Raw genomic sequence first — 16,601 nt, forward strand, 5'->3', positions numbered from 1 at the left:
CGCACCGGCCCGGCCGGCCTCCCGGCGGCCCCGCCGACGGGCTTGTGAAGGAACGGTGAAGCAATGCGCAGGTCTCGTGCGCGGACCTGCGGTGTGGTGCGGACGTTCCTCATGAAAGGGGCGGGAAAAAGGGCGGCCCCCGGAACCGTGAGGGGGTTCCGGGGGCTGTACCGCGTCGGGCCGTTGAACCACAGGTCAGGGTGGAGTCGGGCGGCCCGGTCGCGGAGTGTGCATGGGGGGCGCACTTCGGGAGTGCGCCCCGGCGGGCGTCAGCCCAGGCGCTGGACCAGCGCGCGGTACTCGTCCCACAGCTCCTTCGGCGTGTGGTCACCGAAGGTGTTGAGGTGCTCGGGGACCAGCGCCGCCTCCTCGCGCCAGACCTCCTTGTCGACCGTGAGCAGGAAGTCCAGCTCGGACTCGGAGAGGTCCAGGCCGTTGGTGTCCAGCGAGCCCTTGGCGGGCAGGATGCCGATCGGCGTCTCGACGCCCTCGGCCTTGCCCTCCAGGCGCTCGACGATCCACTTCAGGACGCGGCTGTTCTCACCGAAGCCCGGCCACACGAACTTGCCCGCCTCGTTCTTGCGGAACCAGTTCACGTAGTAGATCTTCGGCAGCTTGGACTGGTCGGACTTGTCGGCGCCGACCTTGATCCAGTGGTTCATGTAGTCGCCCATGTTGTAGCCGCAGAACGGCAGCATGGCGAACGGGTCGCGGCGCAGCTCGCCGACCTTGCCCTCGGCGGCGGCGGTCTTCTCGGAGGCCACGTTGGCACCGAGGAAGACACCGTGCTGCCAGTCGAAGGACTCGGTGACCAGCGGCACGGCCGAGGCGCGGCGGCCGCCGAAGAGGATGGCCGAGATCGGCACCCCCTTCGGGTCCTCCCACTCCGGCGCGATGATCGGGCACTGCCCGGCCGGCACGGTGAAGCGGGCGTTGGGGTGGGCGGCGGGCGTCTCGGACGCGGGCGTCCAGTCGTTGCCCTTCCAGTCCGTGAGGTGGGCGGGGGCCGTCTCGGTCATGCCCTCCCACCACACGTCACCGTCGTCGGTGAGCGCGACGTTCGTGAAGACGGAGTTGCCCCACATGGTCTTCATGGCGTTGGCGTTGGTGTGCTCGCCGGTGCCGGGCGCGACGCCGAAGAAACCGGCCTCGGGGTTGATCGCGTAGAGGCGGCCGTCCTCGCCGAACCGCATCCAGGCGATGTCGTCGCCGATGGTCTCGACGGTCCAGCCGGAGATCGTGGGCTCCAGCATGGCGAGGTTGGTCTTGCCGCAGGCGCTCGGGAACGCGGCGGCGACGTACTTCGACTCACCCTGCGGCGGCGTGAGCTTCAGGATCAGCATGTGCTCGGCGAGCCAGCCCTCGTCGCGGGCCATCACCGAGGCGATGCGGAGCGCGTAGCACTTCTTGCCGAGCAGGGCGTTGCCGCCGTAGCCAGAGCCGTACGACCAGATCCCACGGTCCTCGGGGAAGTGCGAGATGTACTTGGTGGAGTTGCACGGCCACGGAACGTCCTGCTGGCCCTCCTCCAGGGGCGCGCCCAGCGTGTGGACGGCCTTGACGAAGAAGCCGTCGGTGCCGAGCTCGTCGAGGACTGCCTGGCCCATGCGGGTCATGGTGCGCATGGAGACGGCGACGTACGCGGAGTCGGTGATCTCGACACCGATCGCGGACAGCGGGGAGCCGACGGGGCCCATGCAGAACGGGACGACGTACATCGTGCGACCGCGCATGGAACCGCGGAAGACACCCTGCTCACCCGTGAAGATCTCCCGCATCTCGGCGGGGGCCTTCCAGTGGTTCGTCGGGCCCGCGTCCTCCTCCTTCTCGGAGCAGATGAAGGTGCGGTCCTCGACACGGGCCACATCGCTCGGGTCCGAGGCGGCGTAGTACGAGTTCGGCCGCTTCGTCTCGTCAAGCCTGGTGAACGTGCCGTTGGCCACGAGTTCCCCGCACAGGCGCTCGTACTCGGCCTCGGAGCCGTCACACCAGACCACACGGTCCGGCTGGGTGAGGGCTGCGATCTCATTCACCCAGGTGACGAGCTCCTGGTGACGGGTGGGAACAGTGAGGGGAGCCGCGATGTCGCGCGCCACGATCGCTCCTTGTTGAGGGTGTCTTCTGGTAGGTGCCCCGTGGGGGCCGCGACCCGGATGCTTCGTAGCCGCTCATCCGGTGCCGACCGCACTCATTTGATCATCCGACCGATTCGCCCATATGTCCAGGGGGCCGCCCACGTGAGCATCACCACTCATGTTCGCAACTTACGGAGGCGTAGGTAGCATGCGGACATGACTGCTGCCGCCGCGCCCGAACCGACCGAGGCCGAACCCGAGGCCGAACCAGCCGGGCTCGACCCGGCCGAGGTGGCGCTGCCGTTCCCGGTGAAGCCACACCTGCGCGGCTGGCTGCACGCCGGAATGTTCCCCGCGGTACTGATCGCGGGGATCGTGCTGATCGCACTCACGGACAGCACCCGCGGCCGCATCGCCTGCGGCATCTACATCGTGACCGCGTGCCTGCTCTTCGGAGTGAGCGCGGTCTACCACCGCGGCACGTGGGGCCCGCGCGGCGAGGCGGTGCTTCGCCGGCTCGACCACGCCAACATCTTCCTGATCATCGCGGGCACCTACACGCCACTGACCCTGCTGCTGCTCCCGGAGTCGACCGGGCGCCCGCTGCTGTGGGCGGTCTGGGCGGCGGCCGCGGCCGGCATCGCCTTCCGGGTGTTCTGGGTCGGCGCCCCCCGCTGGCTCTACACGCCCTGCTACATAGCGATGGGATGGGCGGCGGTCTTCTTCCTGCCCGACTTCATGCGCACCGGCGGGATCGCGGTGCTCGTCCTGGTGATCGTCGGCGGTCTGCTCTACAGCGCCGGCGGCGTCATCTACGGCATCAAACGGCCCAACCCGTCACCTCGGTGGTTCGGCTTCCACGAGGTCTTCCACTCGCTGACCCTGGCGGCGTTCGTCGTGCACTACGTCGGCATCTCGCTGGTGGCGTACAACCACAGCTGAGCGCCCCCCCCTTGTGCCCCTCAGTGGCCGCGGCCCGAAAGCCGCGGCCACTTCGCATGCCACCGCTCCGGGCACGGACCGGTGGACGCCGGCATGGTCCCGACGCCCGCCGATGCCCGACAATGGCGATCATGGCCGCCACCTCCCGCCCCTCGCCCGACACCTCCGTCGAGGCGCACCCCCGGCCGGGGCTGCGCGAACGGAAGAAGCTCAAGACCAGGACGGCGATCCGGCGCTCGACGTACCGGCTGATCACCGAGCAGGGGTACGACGCGACCACGATCGAGCAGATCGCGGAAGCGGCCGAGGTGTCGCCGAGCACCGTCTTCCGGTACTTCGCGACGAAGGAGGACATCGTCCTCACCGACGAGTACGACCCCCTCATGGAAGCGGAGATGCGCAACCGCCCCGCGGACGAACCGCCGCTGCAGTCATTGCGGTTCGTCGTGACGAAGGCGCTGACGGCGCTCCTCGCCACCGAGGAGGAGGAACTTCGCCGGCGCACCCGGCTGATGGTGGAGGTCCCCGCGATCCGCGCGCGGATGTCGGAGACCCTGTCGGACACGGCGAAGGTCCTGGCCCGGGTACTCGCCGACCGCAGCGGCCGCGGCGCCGACGACCTGGAGGTCCGGGTGTTCGTCGCGGCGGTGCTGGGGGCGCTGCGCGAGGTGACGCTGTACTGGGGCGAGCACGGTCAGGAAGGTGACCTGATCGCGATGGTCGACCAGGCCCTGGACACGCTCGCGGGCGGCCTGACGCTCTGACGCCCCGGCGTGGTCGCGCCCGCGTGACCGGGCCCGGCAGCCCCCGGCCCCCCGGTCACCCCCCGAGCTTGCGCGCCAGCTCCTGCGCATCCGTCGTAGGCGCATCGCACACGAAGTGCCGGCAGACGTATGCGGTCGGTGCTCCGTCCACCGTCGGCCGGTCCATCAGCAGCGGAAACTCCGTACCGCCCGTCGCACCCGCCGCGACCACCGCGCCCGGTGCCCGCCCCAGCAGCGCCGTGCGGTGCAGTTCGCCGCCGACCGGACCGCTGACCGCCACTTCGCGCGGACCGTCGAGCAGCGCCTCCGCGACCGCGAGTCCCCACCCGATGAACCGCGGCACCCGCGGCCCGAGCGCCTTCACCACCCCCAGGGCATCCTCCGCCGCGGCGCGATGGGCCTCCGAGCCGGTGTACGCCGCGTACGAGAGCAGCGCCCCGGCCGCCGACGTCCAGCCCGCCGGTGTCGCACTGTCGGTGGGGTCCTGCGGGCGGCGGATCAGCTGTTCCGCGTCGTCCGCCGTGTCGTACAACTGCCCTCCCTCGCCGGTGAAGTGCTGGAGCACGATGTCGAGCAGGAAGCCGGCGAACTCCAGCCAGACACCCTCGCCGGTGACGGCGGCCAGCGCGAGGAAACCCTCCGCGACATCGCCGTAGTCCTCCAGCACCCCGGCGTTGTCTCCGGTCCGGCCGTCCTTGGACGTCCGGGCCAGCCGGGCGACATCACCCATATGGACCCGGACCAGCAGGTCGGCCGCCTCGGTGGCGCGCTCGATCAGATCGGGACGGTCGAAGTACGCCCCGGTCTCGGCGAGCGCGGCGATCGCCAGACCGTTCCAGGCCGCCACCACCTTGTCGTCCCGTCCGGGGCGCGCCCGCTCCTCGCGGGCCGCGAGCAGCCGGGCCCGTACGTCGGCGGCCCGGTCCGCATCCACCGCCACGTCGGTGCGCGGCAGTTGCAGCACGGAGGCGCCCTCCTCGAAGGTGCCCGCCTCCGTCACCCCGAAGTGTTCGGCGGCGAACGCGGCGTCCTCCTCACCCAGCACCTCGCGCAGCTGCGCGGGCGTCCACACGTAGTACGCGCCCTCGACGTGCTTGCCGCCGCCGTCCTCGCTGTCCGCGTCGAGCGCGGAGGCGAACCCGCCCTCCGCGGTCCGCAGCTCCCGCACCATGAAGTCGGCGGTCTCCAGCGCGACCCGGCGGGCCAGCTCGGACCCTGTGGCCCGCCACAGATGGGCGTACACCCGGCAGAGCAGCGCGTTGTCGTACAGCATCTTCTCGAAGTGCGGTACGACCCATTCCCGGTCCACCGAGTACCGGGCGAACCCGCCGGCGAGCTGGTCGTACATCCCGCCCCGGGCCATCGCCTCACAGGTGTCGGCGGCCATCTGGAGGGCGCCCTCGGCGCCGGTGCGCGCGTGGTGGCGCAGCAGGAACTCGATCGTCATGGACGGCGGGAACTTCGGGGCGCCACCGAAGCCGCCGTGTTTCCCGTCGTACTCACGGCTCAGCCCGAGCAGCGCCTGCGCCAGTTCCGGCTCGCCCGGGAGCCCCTCCCCGCCGTGCGCCAGCGAACGGCCTGCCAGCTCGCGGACGATGCGCCCGGCGACCTCGTTGACCTCGTCGGGGCGGTCGGTCCAGGCGGAGACGACGCCTTCGAGCACCTGGCGGAAGGACGGCATCCCGTGACGGGGCTCGGGCGGGAAGTACGTGCCGAAGTAGAAGGGTTCGGCGTCGGCGGTCAGGAAGACGGTCATCGGCCAGCCACCCTGACCGGTCGCGGCCTGCACGGCCTCCATGTAAACGGCGTCGACGTCGGGCCGCTCCTCGCGGTCGACCTTCACCGGGACGAAGTGCGCGTTCAGATACGCGGCGACCTGCTCGTCCTCGAACGACTCGTGCGCCATGACATGGCACCAATGACAGCTCGCATAGCCGACGCTCAGCAGCACCGGCACGTTCCGGCTGCGTGCCTCCTCGAACGCCTCGGGCGACCACGGCCACCAGTCGACCGGATTGTCGGCGTGCTGGAGAAGATACGGGGAGGTGACCTGCGCGAGTCGATTGGACATGCCCCCATCCTTGCGCACCCGGCCAAACGACTGCAGCACGCCACGGGCCGGGACCGTGACTCTCACCCCGGCCGATCCCCTCGCTCTCTCGCGCTCAGCCGCCCCGCACAGGACACTTGTCCCGAACCGAAGCTCTCGGAGGGGGACGAACATGCGGGACAGCCACCGGGCTGAAGCCGAACGGCTGTTGGTACGCGCCGTCGAGGAAGAGGTACGCCGATCGGGCGGCCGGACCGACGCCACGGCGCTGCTGGCGCGCGGGCGGGCCGACCTCGATTCCCTGGTGGCCGACGCGGGCGAGGAGTACGCCGCGTACGTCCAGGCACTCGACGCGATGGAGGCCGGACAGCAGCCCCTGTCGCAGCGGTTCAGCAAGGCGACGCTGGGAACTCCCCTGCTGGTGACAGGAGTTGCCGCGGCTGCGGCGTTCGGCGCGGATGTCGCGCTCGGCACTGCGGCCGGGCCGGCGCTCGGCGCGGGCGCCGTCGTCGCCGTCGCGGGCGCCGCGGCCACCGTCGCCAAGGTGACCGCCTCGCACTGGCCCGCCGCCCACCGGAAGGCGGGCGCGCTGGGTCAGCCCGGCGGCCCCGAGCAGCTGCGGCTGCAGTGGCTGGCGGCGCTGGAGGTGCGGGGCATACGCCCGTTCCTGGACCAACAGCGGATGCTGACCGCGTCGTCCCGTGCGCCGAAGAAGAAGGCCGCCACGGTCGTACCGCAGCTGCGCGGCGGGGACCGCAGCGCGGCGGCGCGCACCCGGTCGCTGCTCGGTCAGTCCTTCAGTCATCTGCCCGCCCCCGACGGGCCGTTCGCGGGCCGCCGGACCGAGCTGGCGCAGATCGCCCGGTGGGTGCACGCGGCCCGGGCCTCGACGGAGACGAAGCCGACCGTCGTCGTGCTGCACGGTGAGCCCGGTTCGGGCCGCACCACCCTCGCCGTGCGGGCGGCACACGAACTGAAGGACCAGTTCCGGGGCGCCTGCGTGGTGGATCTGCGGTCCGACGTCACCGGCGAGAATCCGCTGCCGACCCGTGACGCACTGCTGCATCTGCTGAACCGCCTGGGTGCACCCCGTGAGCAGCTGCTGTTCCGGGAGGGGGGCTCCCCCGGTCGCGCGAGGTCGAAGGCCCGGGGCGGGTCCGCCCCGGAGCAGCAGGTGCGACGGCTCGGCGAGCTGTACCACCAGCATCTGACCGGTACGCCGGTGACGGTCGTCCTCGACGACGCCGGCGACCCGGCGCAGGTTCGCACGCTCATCCCCGAGCGCTCCGACAGCCTGGTCCTCGTCACCTCCCGCGCGCCCCTGGACCTGCCTGCCGACATCCCGGCCTGGGTGCACCAGCTGCCGGTGGGGCCTCTGGACGCGGCGGGCGCGGAGGAGCTGCTGCGTGCTTCGGCCGAGGAGCAGGAGCTGGGGCCGTACGACTCCCGGTCGACCGACACCGTCACCGAGCTGTGCGGCGGCCTGCCGCTGGCCCTGCGCGTCGCGGGCTCCTCGCTCGGGGCGCGTACCTTCAGCTCGCTGGCCACCGATCTCGCCGCGTACGGTCCGGTCGCCCCCGTCGAGCGGACGCTGTGGCTGCGCTACACCGACCAGTCCGAGCAGGCGCGGCGGCTGCTGCGCCGGCTCGCGCTTGCCGGGCGCGCCAGCCTGGGCGCGGCGGCGGCCGCGGCGCTGCTGTCCGCCGAGGAGCAGGAGGCGCAGCGGCTGCTGACGGTCCTGTGCCGGGCCGGGCTCCTCGATCATGTGCGGGGCTCGCGCTACCGGCTGCACGATCTGGTGCGGGGCTTCGCCCTGGCCCGGCTGCTCGACGAGGAGGCGGCGGCGGACCGTACGGCCGCGCAGGAGCGGCTGATCCACAACTATGCGGAGCTCGCCGGTGCGGTGATCCGGATGGTGGACGGCAAGATGTCGACCCGGGCGGGGCAGTTCGGCTCGCACGGCTTCACCTCGCTGGACGCGGCGCTGCGCTGGCTGGACGACGAGTCGAGCTTCATCACCTCCGCGCTGCGGCACGCGGAGGGCGTCGACCAGGCCGCCGTGCTGGATCTGCTGGGCGCGCTGTGCGACTACTGCCTGCTGCGCGGCGACCTCTACCGGCTGGGCGAGATCAGTGAGTTGACGCAGGCCGTCGACAAGGGGCTGCTCGAGCGGTCGGTGCAGTGGCGTACCGGTATCGCGGCCCGGCAGCTCGGTGAGCTGGACAAGGCCCGTACCACCCTGTCCTCGGTCGTCGGCCTCTACCGTGAGGCGCAGAACGAGGCGGGCACGGCGCTGGCGCTCTGCTCGCTCGGCATCACCCTGCACCACCAGGGCAACCTGACCGAGGCGGCGGCGCGGTTGCGCGAGGCGATCGGGCTGCAGTCCTCCGACGAGCAGGCCGCGGACCGGGCGTGGTCGCTGCATGCGCTGGCCGCCGTCGAGCGTGACCGCGGTCGTATCGCCGAGGCTCTGGCCCTCCTCGACACGGCGCTGATCCTGCACCGGGAGGGCGAGTCGCTGCACGGCGAGGCGTGGGCGCGGTTCCAGCTGGGCCAGACCCTGCTGCGGATGGGCGATGTGGCGGGGGCCGACGAGGCGCTGCGCACGGCGCTGGATCTGTACGGCAGCACCCGTGACGAGCGCGGCGAGGCCTGGGCGCTGACCCAGCTGGCGCGTGCCCGGCTGCTCGACGGAGAGGCGGCCCCGGCGGTCGAGGAGCTGCGCCGGGCGCTGTCGCTGCACCGGGACAGCGAGGACGCGCGCGGCGAGGCGTGGACGCTGTACTACCTGGGACAGGCCCTGGAGGAGACCGGCGACACCGATCAGGCGGTACGGGAGTTGGAGCGGGCGCGCACGATGTTCTCCCGGATGCGGGACGTGTACGGCCTGGCGTGCGCCCGGCACCACTCGGGCCGGGTCACCCGCGACCAGCGGGCCGCCCGGACCGGCAATCTGCGCAACTCCGGCTTCGCCCGGCAGCTCCTGGTCGACGCGCGGGCCGACTTCCGGCGGATCGGTGTCGCCCACGGCGAGGCGTGGACGTGTCTGGAGCTGGTCCTGATCGACGCGGGCAACAACCGCGCCCCGCAGGCGCTGGCCCTGTGCGACGAGGCGTCGCAGCTGTTCGAGTCGTACGGCGACACGCGGGGCGCCGACTGGGCCCGATTCCTGCGCTGCACACTGCTGCCGTACGCGTCGGCGGGCGGTACGGAGGTGGGCACGGTGGTGGCCCAGCAGGAGCTCGCCGACCTGCTCGGGGCGGGCCATCCGACCCGCGACGGCAAGCTGGAGGACTGTGCGGAGGCGTTCGCGGTGGTCCTGAACCGCGGGGTCGACCTGGAGGACGGCTGGCAGGCCTGGCGCCTGGGTATGACCCCGACCCGCCACGCCCGCGAAATCATGGGCGTACCGGTGGGGGCGCGGTCGTAGGGCGGGGCCGGGGCCTCTTGCCGGGCACTCGGACGTGCCGGACGGGCGGTGGATCCAGCCCGTCCGGCAGATGGCGACGGAGCGTTACCGGGTGCGGCCGGTAGCGGTTCCCGATGTCCCGGCGTCGGCGGACACCGCGTCGGGATCCGGCGCCTCCTCGAAGTTCACCTTGCCCATGTGCCGGTTCATGGACTTCATCAGCAGCCACACGCCCACCGCGAGCGCCGCGAAGACGATGAAGCCGAGGACGCCGGGTGTCACCTTGTTCTTGTCGAATTCCTCGGCGAGAGGAACGACGTGGGTCAGTGCCTGGGTCGCGTACATATCAGGCATTGTCGCGGATGCCCGCGAAGAGGTCGCTCTCGGGGAGGGAGGTATCGACGAGAGACTTCGCCAGCTCGTACTCCTCGGTCGGCCAGACCTCCCGCTGGATGTCCATCGGAACCCGGAACCAGCCGCCGTCGGGGTCGATCTGGGTGGCGTGCGCGATCAGCGCCTTGTCCCGGATCTCGAAGAACTCGGCGCACGGAACGTGCGTGGTCAGCGTCCGCTCGACGCGCTCGAACTCCTTCCAGCGCTCCAGCCACTCGCCGTACGGCGACTCCAGGCCGCGGGCCAGCAGCGCCTCGTGCAGCGCGACCGTGCGCGGACGGTTGAAGCCCTGGTTGTAGTAGAGCTTCCGCGGCTGCCAGGCAGGCCCGAACTCCGTCTCGGGGAACGTCTCGGTGTCTGCGGCGCCGTCGAACGCGATCATCGAGATCTTGTGGGTCATGATGTGGTCGGGGTGGGGGTACCCACCGTTCTCGTCGTACGTGGTGATGACGTGCGGACGGAACGCGCGGATGCTCCGGACGAGACGCGCCGCCGCCTTCTCGTCGTCCTCCAGGGCGAAGCAGCCGTCGGGCAGCGGCGGCAGCGGGTCGCCCTCGGGCAGCCCGGAATCGACGAAGCCGAGCCACTCCTGCCTGACGCCCAGGATCTCCCGGGCCTCGTCCATCTCCTTCTTGCGTACCTCGTGGATGTGCTCCTCGATGTACGCGTCGCCCTGGAGTTTCGGGTTGAGGATGGAGCCGCGCTCGCCGCCCGTGCAGGTCACGACCAGCACGTCCACCCCCTCGGACACATACTTGGCCATGGTGGCCGCGCCCTTGCTCGACTCGTCGTCGGGGTGGGCATGTACGGCCATCAGTCGAAGCTGCTCAGTCAAGACTCGATCCTCAGTGATTGGTCGCCGTTGAGTGGTGCCGTCCCGTAGGGACGTCGGTGCGGGGCGGCGGTCGGGCGCGGGTGGCAGACTTCTATAGTGACCGAAGCCGAGGGTGGAAAATTCCGCGATCCCCCGGTACGGAAGGAACGATCATGACTGCGGTGCGTGAAGCACTTCCGGAGGGCCGCTACGGGCGCTCCGCGGACGAGCACGCGGACCGCAAGCTCAAGATCATCGGCTCGGTGCTGGGCGTCGCACTGCTCGGCGTGGTCGGCTGGATCGGTTACGACTACGTGGCGGGCCAGGAGATCAGCGCCGAGGTGATCAAGTTCAAGATCGTCTCGGACGACCGGGTCGACGTCCACCTGGAGGTCCGCAAGGACCGGGACGCGAAGGGCTACTGCACGCTCCGCTCGCAGCGCGTGGACGGCGACGACGTGGCCCGGAAGGACATCCGGTTCGACGACCGCTCCGACCGGATCGACCGGATCGTCTCGTTGCGTACGACGTCGCGCGCGACCAGCGTGGAATTGCTGGGCTGCACCGCCGACGGCGGGGCGTCGCGTTGACCGGCACGGACCGGCTCCGACCTGCGACTATCGTCCCTGACCTGCATTGACGCGGTCGTAGCGGTTTACCTTCTCCCCCTTTTCCTGCGGAATTGTTAGGCTCGTGGTTTCGCCCACCCGTGGAGGCACATGCTTCTGGGTAGGGCGTTGCTTTGTATTCCCAGTACCGACGCTTGTATTTCCAGTACCGACTAGGAGCACCTGTGACCCAGACCAGCGAAAACGTCACCTGGCTCACGCAGGAGGCGTACAACCAGCTCAAGGCCGAGCTGGAGTACCTGTCTGGTCCCGCGCGCACGGAGATCGCCGTAAAGATCGCGGCGGCCCGTGAGGAGGGTGACCTCCGGGAGAACGGCGGGTACCACGCGGCCAAGGAGGAGCAGGGCAAGATGGAGTTGCGGGTGCGCCAGCTCACCCAGCTCCTGGAGCATGCGAAGGTCGGCGAGGCCCCCGCCGACGACGGCGTGGTCGAGCCCGGCATGGTCGTCACCATCGCGTTCGACGGCGATCCCGACGACACCATGACGTTCCTGCTCGCCTCCCGCGAGTACGCGAGCGCGGACATCGAGACGTACTCCCCGCAGTCTCCGCTCGGTTCCGGCGTGAACGGCAAGAAGATGGGTGAGGACGCGGAGTACGAGCTGCCGAACGGCAAGACCGCCTCGGTGAAGATCCTCGAGGCGAAGCCGTACACGGGCTGACCCACCGCACCTGCAGCAGCAAGGAGCCCCGGCCGCGGGACGGCCGGGGCTCCTTGCTGCTCTCCCTCAGGCGCCGGCCGAGCGGTACTTGCGGACCGCCAGCGTTCGGAAGACCGCGATGATCAGGACGGACCAGATCAGCGAGGCCCAGACGGGATGCACCATCGGCCAGGCGTCCGACGGGGAGACGCCCGGGTTCCCGAAGAGTTCGCGGCAGGCCTGCACGGTCGCGCTGAACGGGTTCCATTCGGCGATCGGCTGGAGCCAGCCCGCCATGTTCTCGGTGGGCACGAAGGCGTTCGAGATGAACGTGACCGGGAAGAGCCAGATGAGGCCGCCCGAGGTGGCCGCTTCCGGGGTGCGGACCGAGAGACCGATCAGGGCCCCGATCCAGGAGAAGGCGTAGCCCAGCAGGAGCAGCAGCGCGAAGCCGCCGAGCACCTTGCCGGCGTTCTCCTCGGTACGCCAGCCGACCAGCAGGGCGACGACCGCGAGGACGACCAGGGTGAGCGTCGTCTGGACGAGGTCGGCGAGCGTACGGCCGGTGAGCACCGCACCGCGCGCCATGGGCAGCGAGCGGAACCGGTCGATCAGGCCCTTGTGCATGTCGTCCGCGATCCCGGCGCCGGCGCCGGCGGTGGCGAAGGTCACGGTCTGGGCGAAGATGCCCGCCATCAGGAAGTTGCGGTAGTCGGCGGGGCTGGTGGAACCGCCGATCATCATCGAGCCGCCGAAGACGTAGCTGAACAGCACCACGAACATGATCGGCTGGATCAGCCCGAAGATGACCATCTCGGGGATCCGGGTCATCCGGATCAGGTTGCGCCGGGCGACGACGAGGGAGTCGCGGACCGAGCGGCCCAGGGAGCCGCCCGGGCGGGGGGCCGCGATGTGCAGCGTTTCCGTGGCAGTCACTTCGCGGCCTCCTGTCCGGCCTTCGGGCCGGTCTGCGCCCCGCGGCCGCGGGGGACGGTCCCGTTGTCGTCGGTCTCCGTCAGCTCGGCCACATGCCCGGTGAGCGAGAGGAACACGTCGTCGAGCGTCGGGCGGCGCAGGCCGATGTCGTCGATCTCGACCCCTCGGGCGTCGAGATCCCGGATGATCTCGGCGAGCAGTTTGGCGCCGCCGGAGACCGGGACGGTCAGTTTCCGGGTGTGCAGGGTGAGGGTGACCTCGCCCTTGCCCAGGTGGGCGAGGACGGCCCGGGCCGGGTCGATCTGGTCGGGCTGGTGGACGACGACCTCGACGCGCTCGCCGCCGGTCTGGGCCTTGAGCTGGTCGGAGGTGCCGCGGGCGATGACGAGGCCGTGGTCGATGACGCAGATGTCGTGCGCCAGGCGGTCGGCCTCCTCCAGGTACTGGGTGGTCAGCAGGAGCGTCGTGCCGCCTGCGACGAGTTCCTCGATGACCTCCCACAGTTGCTGCCGGTTGCGCGGGTCGAGGCCGGTCGTCGGCTCGTCCATGAACATCACCGGCGGGGAGACGACGAGCGCCGCCGCCAGGTCGAGGCGGCGGCGCATCCCTCCGGAGTACGTCTTCGTCGGCCGGTCGGCCGCGTCGGCGAGGTTGAACCGTTCCAGCAGCTGTCCCGCCCGGGCCTTCGCGTCGCGCCGGCTCATCTGGTAGAGCTGACCGACCATCTGCAGGTTCTCACGGCCGGTCAGGTACTCGTCGACCGCGGCGAACTGGCCGGAGAGCCCGATCGAGCGGCGGACGTCGTCGGGTCTCTTCAGCACGTCGATGCCCGCCACGACCGCCCTGCCGCTGTCCGGCCGGAGCAAAGTCGTCAGGACACGTACGGCGGTCGTCTTTCCGGCCCCGTTGGGGCCGAGGAGGCCCAGGACCGTGCCTTCCGGCACGTCGAGATCAACACCACCGAGTGCTCGTACATCGCCGAAGGTCTTCACCAGGCCTTCGGCATGGATGGCGCCTGGCATACGGATTCCCCCAGAGCGTTCGGGTGACTTCCCTCACAGATCCTAGGATCGTGCGCCGTGCGCTGCCCGGTGAACGCGCACACCGAGGGGCCCGCGTGTCAGGCCGTCACCTCGTACCCCGCCTGCCGCAGCGCCGCCGTGACGTCCTCGCAGTGGACCGGTCCCTTGGTCTCCAGGTGCAGTTCGACCTCCACCTCGGTGAGCCCGAGCCGCGGATCGGTCCGTACATGGCCGATGTCGAGGATGTTGGCGTCCGCGACGGACAACGAGGCGAGCAGGGCGGCCAGCGCGCCCGGGCGGTCCGTGAGCCGCACCCGCAGGCTCAGATAGCGGCCCGCCGACGCCATGCCGTGGGTCAGGATGCGCTGCATCAGCAGCGGGTCCACATTGCCGCCCGACAGCAGCGCGACCACCGGCCCCCGGAACGACCGGGGGTCGCTCAGAAGCGCCGCGACGGGACTCGCCCCGGCCGGCTCCACCACGAGTTTCGCTCGCTCCAGGCAGAGCAGCAGCGCGCTGGACAGCTCGGCCTCGGAGACCGTGCGGACCTCGTCGACCAGCTCCTGGACGAGCCCGAACGGCACGTCGCCGGGGCGCCCCACCTTGATGCCGTCCGCCATCGTGTGCAGCCCGTCGATCACCACCGGGTGGCCGGCCGCCAGGGAGGGCGGGTAGCAGGCCGCGCCCGCCGCCTGGACGCCGACGATCCGCACGTCGGGCCGGACGGCCTTCACCGCCACGGCGATGCCCGCGGCGAGACCGCCGCCGCCGATCCCGACGACGATCGTGCGGACCTCGGGGCACTGTTCGAGGATCTCCAGGCCGACCGTGCCCTGACCGGCGATGATGTCCGGGTGGTCGAAGGGGTGGATGAAGACCGCGCCGGTCTCCTGGGCGTACTCCTGGGCGGCGGCGAGCGTCTCGTCGACGACCTGGCCGTGCAGCCTGACCTGCGCGCCGTACTCGCGGGTCGCGGCGACCTTCGGCAGCGGCGCCCCGACCGGCATGAAGACCGTTGCCCGTACGCCCAGCAGCGCAGAGGCGAGTGCGACACCCTGCGCATGGTTTCCGGCACTCGCGGCGACGACTCCGGCCGCCCGCTCCACCGGGGACAGTCCGGCGATCCGTACGTACGCGCCGCGCAGCTTGAACGAACCGGTCCGCTGCAGGTTCTCGCATTTGAAGTGGACCGGCGCGCCGACCAGCTCCGACAGATGGCGGCTGCCCTCCATCACGGTCATCCGGGCCACACCGGAGAGCATCTTCTGCGCACCCCGGACATCGTCGAGGATCACTGGGGGAAACGGGTGGGGCGTACGGAAGTTCATGACCGCAAGTCTTGCAGCTGGGCGCCGTGCGGGACGCCGCCGCGGCGCCGTCCTGCGTCGTTGTCCGCAGGTTTGTGCGGCACTGGTACGCGTTGCCCCGTGGCCGCGTACTCTGTCCCCCACCCATCCGACACCGCACGAAGAGAGCCCCCGGCCATGCCCCCTCAGGACATGACGACAGCTGCGTCTCCTTCCGGGGGCGCCACCCCCGATTCCCCGGGTCCCGACCACCTCCTCGACGCTCTGCAGCACCAGGTGGCCGTGTTCGCCCGCCGTGCCGAGCAGACCCGCCTCGGCGGTGTCGGCCAGGTCCGCAATTCCATGGACCGGGCCGCGTATCTGCTGCTCAACCGGTTGGACCGGGAAGGCCCGATGGGCGTCAAGGCGCTGGCCGCGGGCATGGGGATCGACTCCTCGACCGTGACCCGCCAGGTCGCGCCGCTCGTCGACACCGGTCTGGTCAAGCGCACATCGCACCCGGAGGACGGCCGCGCTGTCGTGCTCCAGCTGTCGCCGCGCGGGCAGGCCCGGCTCGACGAGGTGCGGGCATCGCGGCGGGAGCTGATGTCGCGGGTGACGCAGGAATGGACGGCGGAGGAGCGGGACACGTTCTGCACACTGCTGACGCGGTTCAACGCGTCGCTGGCCGCGCGGCAGACACATCAGCCGACGACCGACTGAGCCGGACCGCGGGCCGGGCGGAGCCTCGGGGGTGGCATTAGCTCGGTCCGACCTCTTGACCAGGGGTGGTCGGCGGCGCTGCCATGTGGGGGTGCGAGAGCGGCAGGCGGGTCCTCAGCGGCGCCGCGCCCAGGAGTTCGAGGCCTTCGTGGCGGGCGCGGCCGGCCGCCTGCTGCACACTGCCACGCTGCTCACCGCCGAACCGTCGCAGCCGCCCGGGACCAACGAACGGGCGCTGCGTCTGCTGACCGCCGCGCTGGCCCGTACATACGCGGACTGGGACCGGCTGCACGGCGAGGATCCGTACAACCGCACCCGGCAGGAGCTGGCCTCCCGGTTCGCCCGGGAGGCATGGCGGCACCACCGGCCGCGCGGCGGCCTGCTGGACCCGCTGGCCCCGAAAGCGCGGCTGGTCCTCGTACTGCGGCTGTACGAGGGTGTCGCGGAGGAGCAGACCGCCGCGCTGCTGGGGCTTCCGGTGGACCGGGTCCGGGCGATCTGCAACCGCTCGGTGGCCACCATGGGTGACCCCCGGGGGCCCACCCCGCGGCGCCGGACCAGGCGATGGACCATGGGGCTCCTGAGGGCGGCGCCGTGAAGCGCCCCGTCCGCAGGGAGGACCACGTCCGGCGGATGCTGGACGGGCCGCATCCGCAGGTCCCCGCCGGTCTGGCGGACCAGGCGGCGGAGCGCGGCGGCCGCATGCTGCGCCGCCACCGGGTGGGCCGCGCGCTGGCGCTGACGGTGCTGTTCACGGCGGTGGCCGCGTTCATGGTGTGGGCGGTGATCACCCAGCCGTGGCAGGTGCCGCCCGCCGAGACGACACCGCCCCTGGAAGGCTGGTGAGCCCGGATTCGCACGGAACCACCCTGGACCGGGGTGTCGTGCGGAACGAGCCGGGAAGGCCGTCATGACCA

Annotated in this window: 15 protein-coding genes; 8 read left to right on the top strand and 7 right to left on the bottom strand. The window is 71.1% G+C overall.

Annotated elements, in window-relative coordinates; genetic code table 11:
- Positions 1 to 269 precede the first annotated feature (269 nt).
- Complete coding sequence (locus tag ACFYP5_RS02800; protein ID WP_389029656.1) at positions 270 to 2,096, bottom strand: phosphoenolpyruvate carboxykinase (GTP); 1,827 nt, start codon at positions 2,094 to 2,096, stop codon at positions 270 to 272.
- Between the two features lie 195 nt (positions 2,097 to 2,291).
- Here ACFYP5_RS02800 and ACFYP5_RS02805 point away from each other — a divergent pair, with 195 nt between their 5' ends.
- Both ACFYP5_RS02805 and ACFYP5_RS02810 read left to right on the top strand, forming a co-directional pair.
- Positions 2,292 to 3,017: a hemolysin III family protein gene (locus tag ACFYP5_RS02805; protein ID WP_389029659.1), complete on the top strand. Its 726-nt coding sequence runs from the start codon at positions 2,292 to 2,294 to the stop codon at positions 3,015 to 3,017.
- 131 nt (positions 3,018 to 3,148) lie between these two features.
- A complete protein-coding gene (locus ACFYP5_RS02810) occupies positions 3,149 to 3,781 on the top strand; it encodes a TetR/AcrR family transcriptional regulator (protein WP_389029662.1) in 633 nt (210 codons plus the stop codon).
- 55 nt (positions 3,782 to 3,836) lie between these two features.
- Here the strand turns inward: ACFYP5_RS02810 and ACFYP5_RS02815 are convergent, their stop codons facing one another.
- Complete coding sequence (locus ACFYP5_RS02815) at positions 3,837 to 5,852, bottom strand: thioredoxin domain-containing protein (RefSeq protein ID WP_389029665.1); 2,016 nt, start codon at positions 5,850 to 5,852, stop codon at positions 3,837 to 3,839.
- Between the two features lie 151 nt (positions 5,853 to 6,003).
- Here ACFYP5_RS02815 and ACFYP5_RS02820 point away from each other — a divergent pair, with 151 nt between their 5' ends.
- Positions 6,004 to 9,261 (top strand): tetratricopeptide repeat protein, encoded by a 3,258-nt coding sequence (locus ACFYP5_RS02820; RefSeq protein WP_389029668.1) that lies wholly within the window; start codon positions 6,004 to 6,006, stop codon positions 9,259 to 9,261.
- 84 nt (positions 9,262 to 9,345) lie between these two features.
- On the opposite strand, the gene ACFYP5_RS02825 is transcribed toward ACFYP5_RS02820, so the two are convergent.
- Both ACFYP5_RS02825 and mca read right to left on the bottom strand, forming a co-directional pair.
- Positions 9,346 to 9,585: a hypothetical protein gene (locus ACFYP5_RS02825; RefSeq protein WP_389029671.1), complete on the bottom strand. Its 240-nt coding sequence runs from the start codon at positions 9,583 to 9,585 to the stop codon at positions 9,346 to 9,348.
- Position 9,586: 1 nt separating this feature from the next.
- Positions 9,587 to 10,468 carry a mycothiol conjugate amidase Mca gene (gene mca, locus ACFYP5_RS02830; protein WP_389029674.1) on the bottom strand — a complete coding sequence of 294 codons (882 nt, stop codon included), beginning with the start codon at positions 10,466 to 10,468 and terminating at the stop codon, positions 9,587 to 9,589.
- Positions 10,469 to 10,620: 152 nt separating this feature from the next.
- Here mca and ACFYP5_RS02835 point away from each other — a divergent pair, with 152 nt between their 5' ends.
- Complete coding sequence (locus ACFYP5_RS02835; protein ID WP_389029677.1) at positions 10,621 to 11,037, top strand: DUF4307 domain-containing protein; 417 nt, start codon at positions 10,621 to 10,623, stop codon at positions 11,035 to 11,037.
- A 203-nt stretch (positions 11,038 to 11,240) separates the two neighbouring features.
- Positions 11,241 to 11,738 (top strand): transcription elongation factor GreA, encoded by a 498-nt coding sequence (gene greA / locus ACFYP5_RS02840; RefSeq protein WP_389029680.1) that lies wholly within the window; start codon positions 11,241 to 11,243, stop codon positions 11,736 to 11,738.
- A 66-nt stretch (positions 11,739 to 11,804) separates the two neighbouring features.
- Here greA and ACFYP5_RS02845 read toward each other — a convergent pair whose 3' ends face one another.
- From ACFYP5_RS02845 to ilvA, 3 genes are all read right to left on the bottom strand, one after another.
- A complete protein-coding gene (locus ACFYP5_RS02845) occupies positions 11,805 to 12,653 on the bottom strand; it encodes an ABC transporter permease (RefSeq protein WP_389029682.1) in 849 nt (282 codons plus the stop codon).
- Positions 12,650 to 13,675, bottom strand: a complete 1,026-nt coding sequence (locus ACFYP5_RS02850; RefSeq protein ID WP_389029685.1) for an ATP-binding cassette domain-containing protein — start codon at positions 13,673 to 13,675, stop codon at positions 12,650 to 12,652. Before ACFYP5_RS02850 ends, ACFYP5_RS02845 begins: the two co-directional genes overlap by 4 nt.
- A gap of 98 nt (positions 13,676 to 13,773) precedes the next feature.
- Positions 13,774 to 15,003 carry a threonine ammonia-lyase gene (gene ilvA, locus ACFYP5_RS02855; protein WP_389029688.1) on the bottom strand — a complete coding sequence of 410 codons (1,230 nt, stop codon included), beginning with the start codon at positions 15,001 to 15,003 and terminating at the stop codon, positions 13,774 to 13,776.
- 156 nt (positions 15,004 to 15,159) lie between these two features.
- Between ilvA and ACFYP5_RS02860 the strand changes: the two genes are divergently transcribed.
- The 3 genes from ACFYP5_RS02860 to ACFYP5_RS02870 all read left to right on the top strand — a co-directional run bounded on the left by ACFYP5_RS02860 (position 15,160) and on the right by ACFYP5_RS02870 (position 16,530).
- The gene (locus ACFYP5_RS02860) at positions 15,160 to 15,684 is read left to right on the top strand and encodes a MarR family winged helix-turn-helix transcriptional regulator (protein ID WP_389029691.1); all 525 of its coding nucleotides are present in this window, start codon (positions 15,160 to 15,162) and stop codon (positions 15,682 to 15,684) included.
- Positions 15,685 to 15,775: 91 nt separating this feature from the next.
- Positions 15,776 to 16,282 carry an RNA polymerase gene (locus tag ACFYP5_RS02865; protein ID WP_389029694.1) on the top strand — a complete coding sequence of 169 codons (507 nt, stop codon included), beginning with the start codon at positions 15,776 to 15,778 and terminating at the stop codon, positions 16,280 to 16,282.
- 35 nt (positions 16,283 to 16,317) lie between these two features.
- Positions 16,318 to 16,530: a hypothetical protein gene (locus ACFYP5_RS02870; protein WP_389030712.1), complete on the top strand. Its 213-nt coding sequence runs from the start codon at positions 16,318 to 16,320 to the stop codon at positions 16,528 to 16,530.
- Positions 16,531 to 16,601: the final 71 nt, after the last annotated feature.

This window comes from Streptomyces sp. NPDC005262, assembly GCF_042872425.1.
Taxonomy (GTDB): Bacteria; Actinomycetota; Actinomycetes; order Streptomycetales; family Streptomycetaceae; genus Streptomyces.